Origin of the sequence: Bradyrhizobium sp. STM 3562 (assembly GCF_045571435.1) — a bacterium.
GTDB lineage: Bacteria > Pseudomonadota > Alphaproteobacteria > Rhizobiales > Xanthobacteraceae > Bradyrhizobium.
This window is the reverse complement of sequence record NZ_CP120694.1, coordinates 6,247,896-6,261,309: the sequence shown is the minus strand read 5'-3', so window position 1 is coordinate 6,261,309 and position 13,414 is coordinate 6,247,896. Positions and strand designations below refer to the sequence as shown.

8 protein-coding genes are annotated in these 13,414 nt (G+C 57.3%); 1 reads left to right on the top strand and 7 read right to left on the bottom strand.

Annotated features, from left to right (window positions below):
* Positions 1 to 1,070 precede the first annotated feature (1,070 nt).
* Positions 1,071 to 2,405, bottom strand: coding sequence for an oxygen-independent coproporphyrinogen III oxidase (gene hemN / locus P6U23_RS28895; protein ID WP_407175796.1), 1,335 nt, complete (start codon positions 2,403 to 2,405; stop codon positions 1,071 to 1,073).
* A 574-nt stretch (positions 2,406 to 2,979) separates the two neighbouring features.
* On the opposite strand from hemN, the gene P6U23_RS28890 reads away from it, so the two are divergent.
* Positions 2,980 to 6,081 (top strand): DEAD/DEAH box helicase, encoded by a 3,102-nt coding sequence (locus P6U23_RS28890; RefSeq protein ID WP_407175795.1) that lies wholly within the window; start codon positions 2,980 to 2,982, stop codon positions 6,079 to 6,081.
* Positions 6,082 to 6,253: 172 nt separating this feature from the next.
* On the opposite strand, the gene P6U23_RS28885 is transcribed toward P6U23_RS28890, so the two are convergent.
* Genes P6U23_RS28885 through P6U23_RS28860 form a run of 6 tightly spaced genes read right to left on the bottom strand, consistent with a single transcriptional unit; the run spans position 6,254 to position 12,912 of the window.
* Positions 6,254 to 7,387 carry a PLP-dependent aminotransferase family protein gene (locus P6U23_RS28885; protein WP_407175794.1) on the bottom strand — a complete coding sequence of 378 codons (1,134 nt, stop codon included), beginning with the start codon at positions 7,385 to 7,387 and terminating at the stop codon, positions 6,254 to 6,256.
* A 6-nt stretch (positions 7,388 to 7,393) separates the two neighbouring features.
* Positions 7,394 to 8,983, bottom strand: coding sequence for a class I tRNA ligase family protein (locus tag P6U23_RS28880; RefSeq protein ID WP_407175793.1), 1,590 nt, complete (start codon positions 8,981 to 8,983; stop codon positions 7,394 to 7,396).
* A gap of 1 nt (position 8,984) precedes the next feature.
* Positions 8,985 to 9,314: a cupin domain-containing protein gene (locus tag P6U23_RS28875; RefSeq protein ID WP_407175792.1), complete on the bottom strand. Its 330-nt coding sequence runs from the start codon at positions 9,312 to 9,314 to the stop codon at positions 8,985 to 8,987.
* Positions 9,315 to 9,339: 25 nt separating this feature from the next.
* On the bottom strand, positions 9,340 to 10,119 hold the full coding sequence (locus P6U23_RS28870; protein ID WP_407175791.1) for a phytanoyl-CoA dioxygenase family protein: 780 nt from the start codon (positions 10,117 to 10,119) through the stop codon (positions 9,340 to 9,342).
* Between the two features lie 40 nt (positions 10,120 to 10,159).
* Positions 10,160 to 11,389, bottom strand: a complete 1,230-nt coding sequence (locus P6U23_RS28865; RefSeq protein ID WP_407175790.1) for an MFS transporter — start codon at positions 11,387 to 11,389, stop codon at positions 10,160 to 10,162.
* Complete coding sequence (locus P6U23_RS28860) at positions 11,386 to 12,912, bottom strand: lysine N(6)-hydroxylase/L-ornithine N(5)-oxygenase family protein (RefSeq protein ID WP_407175789.1); 1,527 nt, start codon at positions 12,910 to 12,912, stop codon at positions 11,386 to 11,388. The genes P6U23_RS28865 and P6U23_RS28860 overlap by 4 nt, the downstream gene beginning before the upstream one ends.
* Positions 12,913 to 13,414: the final 502 nt, after the last annotated feature.

Here is a 13,414-nt window from a genome sequence, read left to right as displayed (position 1 = left end):
GTTCCGGCAAGAACGCCCCAACTACGGGTTTTCGACTTCATAGGTGGTTCGAGAGATTCCGCCGTCAAATTGGCCGGTTCGAGAGTCCGTCATCACCTCGTACATCCGAGCTGTTCCTTGCTTTCTTGACCGGGCGAGCATTTTCCTGCGCCTTGGGCCTGTAAGGGTTCGATCGGCTCGCGGCGCGGTAGTCATCCAGATTCCCACCCAGAAACAAAACCTCCGTCTCCTGGGTCGGTATTCTCTTCCCCAATCTAGCAACTCCTTGTCTTCGGGGTCACGCCCGCGCTCAAGGATTTCCTCGATCTTTTTGGTGCGCCAAGCAGTAACATTCGGTACCATGTGGGTGTGCAGCTGCTCAGCGCTCGTCGCAATTGCCCTCGCGCCGTGCCTGAGAAATATGGGGCTTAGCGTCCAACGTAAATCACGTAGGTAGGACGCATGCTTGATCGCACTCACCTCGCCTTCGAGGCGAGGTTTGCAATCCGCACGGTCGTTCTGAAACCGGCGCACCGACAGATAGGACGAGTCCAGCACGTCATTGAAAATGCGGACGGCGGAAGATCCGGGTGGCCTTGGCCCGTTTTTTGGGCCTGCTCGGCTAGCTCGATCTCGTTTTTCAGCGCCTCATCGTTCGCCAGCCAGCCGTGCAGCAAGTTCCGCGCGCGCCCGTACAAAAGATGATGCTGAACGGCGCTCGCTTTCGCGGGATAGCGCGGGGTCTTAGATTGCCGCTGGTTGTGGTGGGGGCGGACCAGATCCCGGGATCAGTCAAAGCAAGAGCTGAATCTGACGTTTGGTGGAGCGGTCGCAAGCTCACCTGTTGCTCAAACTTCGCCTGATCCGCCGAGAGCTGCTCTGGGATTCCTTTGATTGATATCCATTCCTCATCCCAACGACTGTAGCCTGAGGTCTCGTTGACTATTCCAGGGGCGGCGTTCGACAAGCTGACGAGCGAAGAAGGAATGAAGCGCTGTCGGAAGCCGCAAAAAGATGATTACGTTCCTCTCTAAAGATATACTGGAGCATGTTGGTGAGGGACCGTTGGAATTTCCACGCTGGTGTGCCTGCTAGCACAACGGGCGTTCGAGATATTGGTCTAGGACGGCAGCAACCCCGCGAATAATGAATCGGTGCTCATCTCTCACGCGGATGACGCCCTCTTTGACGTCCACTATCTCGTCCTCGGCGAGCATTAACAAGCGCTCGGCCGAATCGAGAAAAGCAATCGGATCAAACCCGTGACGGGCACAGATCCTCGGGACGTCAGCCTCCAAATCGCACATCAGCCGCTCGATAATTTCGGCTCGCATGCGGTCTTCGTTGCTGAGACGATGGCCCTTTGACGTTGCCAGATGGCCGGCTCTGATTTTCCGGCTGTAGGAACCCGTTGCAATTTCGTTCTGGACGTAGCCCTCGCCGAGGCGGCCGATGGCCGACGGGCCCAAACCGATCAGGGTTTTACAAGTGTCCGCCGAGTAACCCAAGGAATTACGCCGCAGACGACCGGCTTCTTGCGCCAGCGCGAGCTGGTCGTCCGGTAAAGCGAAATGATCGAGCCCGATTTTGCGATAGCCGGCCGCGACCAGAGTGTCGGCCATCGCCGCGGCCTGTTCGGCACGGGCAGCGACGTCGGGTAGCGCCGCTTCGTCGATTAGGCGCTGATTTTTCGCCCAGAGAGGAACATGGGCGTAACCGAAAACCGCAAGACGGCCGGGGCGCATCGCCACTGCCCTGGCCGCACTCCCAACGCAGGATTGCACCGTCTGATTTGGTAGACCAAACATGAGGTCGAAATTAATATTGGCTATTCCCCGGTGCCGCAGAATTTCGACAGCCGCGGCGATCTGCTTCTCACTCTGGACCCGGTTTATGGCTCTTTGGACAGTGCGGTCGAAAGTTTGAACTCCGACGCTCGCGCGATTGACGCCGGCTGTTGTCAAAGCGTCGGCCATCTCGACGGTGAACGTGCGCGGGTCGATTTCGATCGCGACGGTAGCCGCTTTCCCGAATGCGAACTGGCGTCGCAGGAGTTCCATCAGATCCGTGAACTCGGCGGGCTTCATAAGGGTCGGCGTTCCGCCCCCGAAATGTACGTCATTGACAAAAAGTCCTTCGGGCGCTAGCTCCGCGACCAAACGGATCTCCTCACGCAGCACGGCCAGAAAATTTAGAATTGGCGCATCCCGGCGCGTCATAGTCCTCGGGAAGCCGCAATACGTACAGATGGACTGGCAGAAGGGAACGTGGAAATAGAGCGATACCGGCTCGTCAGGTGCCAGATGCCCCAGCCATTTCTCACAAGCCGTGGCTCCGATCGCGGCGGAGAAATGGGATACGGCTGGATAGATAGTGTACCAAGGTAGGCGGGCATCGTAGTACTTTTTCAGGAGTGAGGTCCGCAACGGTCGTATCCCATGCTTATTTCCCCCACCTTGAGCGCTGTGTCCCCCTGCGTCGTTGCGCTAAGTCAATCGGTCCGCTTCACGTGCCCATATGCGATCCGCTGACTGCATCAATGACTCATGGCTCATTGACGAACAGGCGAGGGGCTCTGGACCAGACAGTTTGCCATTTGTGAAATCGATTGTTTGGATCGAAACTATTTACTCTATGGAAAGGACTGCCCCCTCGTCCGGTGCTCAGGTCCCGTTGCCCGATCCAGCTGTTCGCGCATCGCCGCTAAATTCAACGTCCGCACGGTTCACCTCGCGATCCTTAAACGGAAAGACCGAGTATTCACCAGACAAATGAGATTAGAGACGTGCGTTCGCGACAAGAGTCGCGTATGCACGCGGTCCTTAGCATAGTCTCCAGGATTCAAATCTCGATGGACGATATTCGCTATGAGCCTCGGCGGGTTGCGGATCAAACGCGGGTTCTATGAGCCGTTCTAAAAGAATACGATTCGCTAGCAGAGCGACGAAACGAAAACCTCCGCCATCGCGTAATGCGATCTCCTCTTCGTCTCCCCTGGGCATGATGGCTCTCCATTTGCTCGAACAGTGGAGAAAGTCGGGCCGTAAAGGGATCGTGTTTCTCGCCGAAGACGAGAATAGGGCCGAGCGGTTGGGAGCCGTCCTTCATGCTCTTGACCCGCTGTGCGATGTGCTGGTCTTTCCAAGATTGAATACTCTGCCGTTCGATCAGATGGAGCCATCACACGAAATCGCCGGCAGACGCAGCTCGGTCCTGAGGCGGCTCGCCAACCCTGAAAAGCCGGTCCTGCTCATCTCCACGGTCGAGGCCGTCATGGAGCGTCTACCAACGCCCGCGAGTTGGGCTCGCGCAGTCTTGCGCCTCAAGCGGGGCGCCAAGTTTTCTGAGCAGGAGCTCCAGGCCCGCCTCGATGCGCTGGGTTACGACCTTGATGACGAGGCAGTCTACCCGGGCGACGCCCTATTTCACGGAAACACATTCGAGATCTTTCCCGCTGGGGCACTCGGGCCGTTCAGAGTAGAGCATTCCGACCAGGTGATACGTCGGATCGTGGCATTCGACCCCTTACAACATCGCGACATTTGCGAAGCAAAGGAGCTTGTCGTCGATCCGATCTCGGAGCGGCTGAATTTGCGGAGTAAGCGCGGAAGACGCTCGACTCTGTTTGACTACTGTGGCCGCGCCAAGTGGATTGCGGATGCGCGGGTGTCTGCCCACGCTGATAACTGGTTGAGCACAATCGAGGAGGCCGGCGGCGGCACTGACAGAGAACGCGAATATATCGGCCGACGCGAATGGAAGCTGGCGACCAGGCATATGAGCGTTCTGTCTCAAACCTCGCGTTTTAGTGCTACGCCTGAATTTTCGAAGCTCGTATCACCGAAAAAAGCGCTGCGTGCATTCGTCAATGAGAAGCGGCGCGCCGGTTCGCGACTGGTTTTCGTTGCGGCCCAGGAGGATGATCTGCGCGCGATGGAGCGGATGAGCGGCATCAAGGCAGAGCGCTGTGCGAATTGGAGGGACGCGACGGCCGGACGTAAGCGTGAATCAGCGGTTCTGGCCGATTTCGATGCAGGTTTTCTCGTGCGGGGCCGAAAACCGCTGATCGTTGTGACTGCTTCCGATGTGCTCGGCAGCAGGGCTCATCATCCTCAGCCCATGGCAAGGGTCTGGAATGCCGCATTCAATCATCCAGACATACCAGAACTGGGCGCCGTGGTCGTTCATCTGCAGCGCGGGCTGGCTTTGCTGGGTGGACTGCAAATTGTGGCTACGGGGGACGTGTCGTCACGCGAAATGATCCGGCTTAAATTCGCTGGAGACGACGCTGTTCTCGTGCCGCCTGCCGATCTTGCCCTGATCTGGCCTTATGCATCGGAGCTCGGCCAGCTGGCCTTGGACAAAGCAGATGGAAGTACGTGGTGGGCTCGGCGCAGCCAGGTGGAACAGGAAATCCAAACCGCCGGCAAGCGGCTATCTAAGCACATCAGCCAGCGCCGTCGCCGGCGGGCTCCGAAATTTGTACCACCGGGTCCCGACTATGAGAGATTCGTCGCGCGCTTTCCGTATTTTGCTACGGTCGACCAAGCCAAAGCCATTCGGGAGGTGCTGGAAGATCTCGCGTCCGGCCATCCAATGGACAGGGTCATTTGTGGCGATGTGGGCTTCGGGAAGACTGAGGTGGCTTTGCGGGCGGCGGCCGCTGTGGTGCTGTCAGGTAAGCAGGTGGCGATCGCAGTCCCGACAACCGTCTTGGCAAGACAGCACCTTGCGACTTTCCGCAAACGTTTTTCTCCGTTCGGCATCGAGGTGGGTAGCCTGTCGCGCGCCGCTTCGGCCTCAGAGACAAGGGGAGCCAAGCAGGGGCTAAAGAGCGGAAGGTTGAAACTCGTGGTCGGAACACACGCGCTCGCGTCCAAGGACGTGAAGTTCGCGGACCTTGGGTTGATCATCATAGACGAGGAACACCACTTTGGAGCGGCAGAGAAGGCGAAACTTTCCGAACTCGCCAAAGGCATTCATACCCTTTGGATGAGCGCCACCCCGATTCCGCGGACACTTGCGACAGGTCTTGCGGGCTTCAGAGATCTGAGCGTCATTGCGTCTCCGCCAGTGCATCGGCTTCCCGTCGTCACCAAGATCGCGCCGCTGTCAGATGCTGCCATTGTCGCGGCATTGCTGCGCGAACAAAGGCGTCATGGGCAGAGCTTCTTGATCTGTCCGCGAATTCAGGATCTGGAGCCGATGCTGGCGCGAGTTCGATCCGCAGCACCCGATCTTCGTATCGTGTCTCTACACGGCAAGTTATCCGTCGACGAAATAGACGATCGCATGATGACCTTCGTTGAAGGCGCCGCGGACGTTCTGCTCGCAACCAACATCGTGGAGAGCGGACTTGATATCCCGCGGGCAAATACGATCGTGGTCTGTTGGCCCGAAAGGTTCGGTCTTGCGCAACTTCATCAACTCAGGGGGAGGGTGGGACGCAGCGGCATACGCGCATATGCATATTTGCTGACAGATTCGGACTCAGAGCGATCTCAGAAGCGGCTGGCAATTCTGGAGGAGTTTAGTAGACCCGGTGCCGGTTTTGCGATCAGTGCACGTGACTTAGACCTTAGGGGAGCGGGAGATCTGCTTTCGGAGCGGCAGTCGGGGCATGTACAGGTGTTCGGACCCGCACTCTACAGCCATCTTTTGAAATTGGCGACGGAGGGCAAGGAGAGAACAGCAGAGCTATGGGTACCCGAGCTGAATCTACCGGTCGTCGACATGCTGCCGGCGAGCTACGTGCAATCGGAGGCGGTCCGGCTGGAAATCTATGCCCGCGCGGCGAGGTGCCGAGACGATGACGAGTTGGATGAGCTAGAGGAGGAAACGCTGCGCCGGTTCGGAACGTTGCCCCCGCCAGCGCTCGATTTCTTTGCGGCAGCAAGGCTCAGGATCGATTGCAGGCGAAGAGGCATCATAAGACTGAATGTCGGGCCGGAGGCGGTAGCTGCGACATTCCTTCCGGGACGACTGCGAAGGTCAAAGGCGCGAGCACTGCAACGCGACGGCGATCGGGTTGTCTACATCAGCGCAAGGCGCGACGCACCCTTTGTACAGCTCGAAGAGTTCTTCGAGGCCTTGGACGAGTGACGGGCAGGTCGGCTAGGGGCATCAAGGCGACCTTGCGGCCGGCAACAAAGCAGGACAGTGAATTTGTGTCCTCGCGAGCTCGCTTTCTTCAGAACGGCCGGCGCTGGTGCCTGGACGTGCGACCCCGTCCAGGTCGCAAAACTCTATTGTCGAAGGAAGATACGGCGCGCGTCTAGAGGTTAGCATGCAAATTACCTAACCGCTCTAGCCCCTGCTCAATGAGAGATATTGGAAGATAGCTAAAACACAGGCGCACGTGACGGCCACTTCGTGGGCCATAGTTGCGACCACTTACAAGGTGCACGTCGTGCTCGCGGCTCGCAGCTTCAATAAACCTCTCGGGATCCGTACCGGCGGTAAGCCGTACCCAGAACGAGAAGCCCCCGCCTGGCACATTATATTCCGGCTCGCATATCCGGCTGCGTTGCAGTAATTTATGTACACTGTCTCGCTTCGCTCGGTAGTGCTCGCGCAAGCGTGATATGTGCGCGTCAAGAGCGCTCGATTGCAACAAGCCCAAAACGATATTGCTTAGAATCGGACTTGCGCCGCCGTCGCGTTTGAGGTGCGCAAGCCTATTGATGATGTCCGGCTCCGCAAGCACCCAGCCTACCCGCAGCCCCGGTCCGGCAACTTTTGAGATGCTATGGACATTGACCACGTTGTTGCCTGGCGCCAGCCAATGCACTGGACCGTTATAGGGCAACTCAGCGTATACAAGATCCTGCACCAACAGAGCGCCGCTGCGGGCTAGAAGTGCCGCCAATTTGGCCACGTAGTCGCACGACATCTGGCGTCCGGTTGGATTATGAAACGCTGGCATCGTGTAGAAAAGCTTCACCCGGGCACGGGTCTGCAGCATTGCCTCGACTTCGTTCAGATCCACTCCCTCTGCGCCCAGGCCTAGCTGGACCACGGTTGCACCCGCGATCGAAAACGTACGCAGTGCGCCCAAGTAGGAGGGATCCTCCGTCAGGACTACGTCACCGGGGTCAATCCAGCCATCCGCAAGCAACTGCAAAGCTTGTGAAGCACCAGCCGTAAGCATAACTTGGTTATGCCGCACACCGTACCTCAGTGCGAGCTTTGTACGAAGTTCGGGCAAACCCGCCACGTCCGTATACTGCCGCAGATCGGCGGGAGCGACACCTGTACCTCGGTCAAACGCCTCTGGCCACGGCAGTTCTGGAAACATCACCGGATCGGCGAGGCCGTGGCCGAAATTAATACCATGCTTCGCACTTGAGGAATTGAACGGTTCAAAGCCTTGAGCGACAGCGCTGCGTTTTGAGATGCGCGAATGCATGGCTTGTCATGCGGATCTTGATGATTGCCAAATCTGTTCTTTGCAAAAGCGCTTGTTGTACTCCGCGGCAAAGTTTGCGGGTATTGGCGTGCTGAAACGGGGAAAGTCGACCGGCGTCTTTGGCTGAGCTGCGACGCCTGATGTCTGGAGGGACGGCCGCCACGCAACGCCAAAGTAGTGCTGGCCGTAACCCATCGCTAGCTCGGGTAATACGGGATAGAGTAGGCTCAGGAACAACGAGATCTGCGCAGCATTCCATGTCCAACCGTCTGCATCTGCAAAGCCCGCCAGCTCGAAGTATCTGTCGATAATGTCAAGCCCATCCCAGAAACGCAGTGTGGTGACCGCATCGGCGTAATCTTCAGCGAAGCGGCGGAAATTCGGGGATAGTTCGGTGCTGTCTACTGTGCGAGCGTTTTCTGCGTAGCGGCGTAACGCATCTTCCCAGACCCGAATACGTGAGGCTGCCGAGACGAGCCCGTCGAGATCAAAATCGTTTGCGCCGGTTCCAAACGGCTTGGCCACTCGCGCCAGTGCGTAACGGAGTACGTTTGGGCCCACCTCGCGCGCCACTTCATCGGCCCAAAGAGCATGATCACGACTGGTGGAAAACTTTTCGCCTTCCAACTTGTAGAAATCCTGGACGGAGTGATTCTTGGGAATTGGGAAGCCGCGCGCGAGCAGAGCGCCGGCCACTCCTAGCGTGTAATAGAAGCGGTTATCTTGCCCCATGAAGAAAAGAAGCTCGGTGTTCTGGTCGTGTAACGTCGCGTTTACGTCCAGACCAACGCGGGCGCATTGCTCGCGAATTCCAGTCTCAAAGCACCAGAGGCCCTCAAACCATGTAAGCAGCGTTTGGCCGATCAGAGAGTCAGGCTCTTTCACCTCCACACCGTGCCTGAAATGGCGGGTCATCGGCAAGCCGCGCACCTCCCGGCGTAGCCAAGCGCTCGCCTTCGCGCGTATCGACTCGGGCCATGTGCTTTCTCCAATGGCTTCGTCCAGTGGGCGAGCGAGACGTGGCATGTCGAACACGGCCTGCATGATGGGTTTTAGCACAAGATTACGGCCGCAGGTGACGTGCCGTGCGTCACGGATTGTGTCGTGCTGAACAGCCAGCCCGCAGTTCTCACACAGATTGCTGTCGCAAGGCGATGAGCAAGCCGGGCAACGGCCAATGGCGAGCGAGTCCGTAACGAGCTCACCGCAATGTTCGCAATACAGTTGGACGCCCTTGCGTACGTCGACGTAGCCGGCCGCTTGCAGCTCGCGGAATATCGCCAGCGCACTGTCCTTGTGAAGCTCGCTAGATGTGCGCACGAACACATCAGGAGTGATTTGTACGGCGCGCAAACACTGTAAGATCTGGTGAACGTATTGGTCTGCGACCTCGCTAAAGGATTGGCCGAGCTTTCGTGCCGTTTCGAGGGTATATGTGCCGTGCTCATCTGAGCCAGTGATGTAGTAGGCCCGATGGCCGGTCATGCGTTGAAAGCGGACGAAAATATCGGCGAGTAAATACACCCCGCCGATGTGACCAAGGTGTAGTTTGCCGTTCGGGCAAGGCGGCGCGGGGCAGACAAAATAAGTGTGCACGTTAATCCCACCAAATCGAGATAAACTTCAGAGCGCTGTCTTGGCTGAGATTGCGGATAGTGTGCGTCTGATGTGGCGACATGTAACACAAGGTCGTTTCGCTAACCTCACGGACCTGACCGTCGACTTCGAATTCTCCACGACCAGAGATCAGAAGCCAAAGTTCGTGCTCCTGATGATCGTGGGGGTCGACCGCATTGCCTGGAGCGAGCTCCACGACTGAAGCGCCAAATGCTGGGCTGAGACCTTGAGGGAGATGCTCCAAAAGGCGCCAGACCAGGACGCCGTATTCGGTTCGCATTAGAGAATGATCGGCCTGCTTCGTGTACACGTTGGTCTTTCCTGACACGCGGCTATCAGTCGCGATAGAATATGCCGTTGGGAAGCTTTAGGTTTTCAAGATCCGCCACCGCTTCCTCTGGTGGGTTGTAGGCGCGCTTCATGCGGTTGTATTCGGTACGTGTCGGGCCCCCAGTGGATGCGCGCTGGAAGACCAAGTGAATTGCACGACGCGACCGATCGCTCTTATTTGGCAGTGAGTAATGGGGCGCATAGTCGTCGAAAATGAGAACATCGCCAGCCTTCAAGTGCATCGGCTCCCATGTGAAGGTCTCGGCGATCTCGGGGGGAATGACGCCGCCGGCATCCATCGGAAACACTCCTTCCTTATGGCGAGCTGGCGTGAAGAAAAGCCCACCGTTACCGGGGTTCGAGTCGTCCACGGCAATGGATGCAATTGCGTGCACCATGCGATCGGGTATCTTGTGTGGGATATGATAGATGTCCTGATGTGGGCGGTATCCGCCGCTGTCCGGATACTTGAAGATCAGAAGTTCCTTCAACATCCGTGTCTTCTCATTTAAGAGTGTCTCGACCGCTGTGCGAATGCGGCCATCGGCCAGGAGCGCCTCCCGTAGCGGGGCGTGATAGTCTAAGAAGTTCTCGGCCTTGGAGATAATCTTGCGGCTGTCGCTCGTCTTCTCGAACCACAACATCCATTTGTCGGAGCTTACATCCCAACGTGCGACTTCCTCAACGAAACGAGAAATCTTGTCGCGCGTGGCTGTATCGAAGAACTTTTCCAGTCGAAGATATCCATCCTTGTTCCATTTCGATTGTTGTGCCTCAGTCAGCATGTGTGAGCTCCTTCGTAGGATGAGACGGATCAGTTGTGCTTTACCCGAGGCGGCTTGCTAGCACCGCATTAAGAGCGGTCGCGCTCAATAGGCTCAGCAACATCACGTCAGGGCCGAAACCGCGGACCAATTGCCCTCCGATTATGGGAAAGCCGAACAGCCCGAGGAAGTATGCGAGCGTAAAGATCTGCGAGGCAGTGGGGACGGAGAGGCCGTGCTCTCCGGCAAGATTGACGGCTATCGTGTTCAACGTTGAATAGCTTAGCCCATACCCGGCGGCGAAGAGGACCGTGGCCGCGATATGTAGTGAGATGCTGCCATCATTGAGAAGGAACAACAGCAGAGACGCAGCGGTCAGGAGGATGAGCGTGAGCGCCAGTCGCTGTAGGGGCAGACGGGCCATGAGGTGAGCGACCGAGAAGCGTAGTACGACGCTCGTAGCAGTAAAAACGAGAAAGAACAGATCTGAATTCAAGTGACGGGATGCGGAATATGCGCTCTGATATGTGGACAGCCCGGCGAACATGCAGGCTGAAATCGCGATCATTGCGATCGGCAGTGCCGTGCACTTCTGAAGCAGTGTCGTAGTCGCGGCCCATGTAATTTCGATGTCCGGCATCGGCACTGATGCTAGCCTCGACATCGCGCGTCTTGTAAGTTCTACGCAAGCGGCTGCGATCACGCACGCAATCGCAAGCACCGCATAAATCGTGGCCAGCGAACCAGTGTATGTTGCAAGCAAATGACCAATTGGAGCCGCTAGGCCGAGCCCGGCCATCTGTGATCCGGATAAGACAGTCAAATACTGAATACGCGCTGAGGGCCGTAGATAGCGGATGATCTGCAGGGGTGCCAGGATGAAGAACACCGACCAAGCAGCGCCCACCAGTAATCCTCCAGCGTACGCCGCTCGCCTGTCGAGGGCAGCGCCGGCAAACGCCAGCATGGCTAACCCCATAAATAGCGAGGCGACCGTCACCGTGGGTAATAGGCCCATCCGCTTTGCCAGCCAGCCCGCCAAGCAACAGGAAACGAGAGTGGCAGCCATGCCGCTTGAAATGATAAGACCCGCAGCTCGACTATCAGCTCCGAGCGCATCCATGTAGTCCGGCAATAGAAAGCTAGTGCCGTAAGCTGCTGCAATGACAATCGACGCAATCAAAAATGGTGCAAAGGCCCGGTAGTCGAGCGTGGCTGAAAGCTGATCGGCAGGTTTAGCCGTTCCATCCGCAATCCGGCTCCGCAGCGGTGAAATCGACCCGCCGTTCATACGCTGCCCAACAGGTGTCGGCTTGATGGAATCGCAACCACACCGCCATCTCGTTCAGACGTGTCCGAAGGTGCGTAGACCTCAATCATCTGCCTGTCGGATGTATTCAAATAGAACTGTCGGCCGAGGAGGCTGTTAATAATCAGGCTATTGCGGTGCGCGACCAAAGATAGATTGGCGCTCTGCAATCCGTGCTGCACGCGGCTTTGATTTTGCAGATATATTGGTCCTGGCATGTGCCGACTGAAGCGGACTGCGTAGTCCGGACCGAGTACGGGCAGGCCGTCTTCCATACACGCGCCCTCGAGGAGGGCCTGCAAGAAGGGCGGCGTACGTGGCTGGAAACCTGTCGCAAGCACTATACGATCGGCGAGGACGCAGCTATTTCGCTGCATTGCAATGTCATTTAGATCTACTCGCCAGCGCTTGTTGTGGGGCGTGACGTCTTTTACGACTACGCTGGACAACACACGAAAACGGTCGGCCAGTGTGCCATCCGCGCTGCGGTCGTATAGCATTTCATATAGGCGGTTGCACAGATCGACAGAAATACCATCGCTCGTAAGCATCTCGCCCTCGACTATGTCCCGGCGCTGCTGAAGCGGTAGAGCGTGAAAGCGGCGGCTATAGGCGGGCGTGTAAGCCTCATTCACGAAGCTGTTGTCGTCTATGGCAAACAAGTTCGAACGCGACGTTGCCCACGTGATCTGGGTGGATACAGAACGAGTAAGAATGTCCTCGATAATTTCAGCGCCGGTCTGACCACCTCCCACAACGAGCACATGCTCGTGTGCATGCGGAAGCTGCCGCTCGAGATAATCGGCCGCATGGTAGACAGTGTCACATAGCAAAGACCGGGCACAAGCGGGGATCTTGGGCTCTACCCCAACGCCGACTACAACAGCACGCGCCAAGTATGTGGTTGTATTCGTCCTAATGCGGTAGCCGTCCCTAAAGGGAACAACATCCTTGATTTCCTCGGAGAAGCGGAGCGTATTGAGTTGCCCTGCGACCCATCGGTAATATTCAATGAACTCCTTCCGGGACGTTGAAGCATTGCGCTTGTTGACAAAGCTGTAGAGCCGACCATGCAGTGCCAAATAGTTCAGGAATGAGTATGGGCTAGTTGGATCGACCAGCGTCACGCAATCCTTGAGCGGCGAGACCTGTAGGCGACTGTTCGGCAGCGCAAGGCCTGGATGCCAGAAAAATGCGTCTCGCTTCTCCAGGAAGAGTGCGCGGAGCGGAGTAGGTTCAATAAGCGCCGCGAGGCTGAGGTTAAATGGGCCGATCCCAATCCCGATGACATCCAGCATGTCCACAGAAGCCTCTTTGAGCTCGGCTAAGTTCTGGTCGTTGGCGCTCGTGTAAGTTCTGCTCGGGTCCGGGTGAGGCGCGTTATTAGCTTGTGTGACTTGGGATGGGGCAGCGGCTTGGGCTGTAGCTGCGGGATGCATGCGTTCGGTGAGTTGCGCATCCGCAATGGCCGCGTGTTGCAAGCCGTCTGTTGAAATCGGCAACACTCTCATTTGCGGGTGGGTGAAGATGCTCGCAGCCGGACGTTAGCGTTCACGCTCTGCGCGCCACCAAGCAAGAACGGCGTCTGGTACTACTAACTTTAATCGGGGCAAGGGTCATCGGTAACTCCTGGGCGATGAGCACGACTTCCGGTCTATTTGCTCATCAGCAATCGCCGTGCCACCGATGAAATCTCGACTGCGCCTCGTTGAACGAGAAGAACATGACCACCTACAGCTTTTCGTGCGGAATGGGCCTGGCAGCTCCTGTTGGATTTACGACATTGAGGCGGTAATCGGACATACAAATACGGAATGTCGAGCGTACGGCATTGTCAGCCCTTCAGGCCTCGCACGCCGCTCGTCCGTACCAGGAGAGGTGCGTCGCACTAGGCGGGCTGCAGAGATCTTCGGCTCCGCAACGTGATCAGTTCTTCAGGCAGTGCCGGTGTACAGTTCCGCTTTGGCCGATTGCGGTGGCCTCTTTTGGGCCTAGCCGACAGGCCGG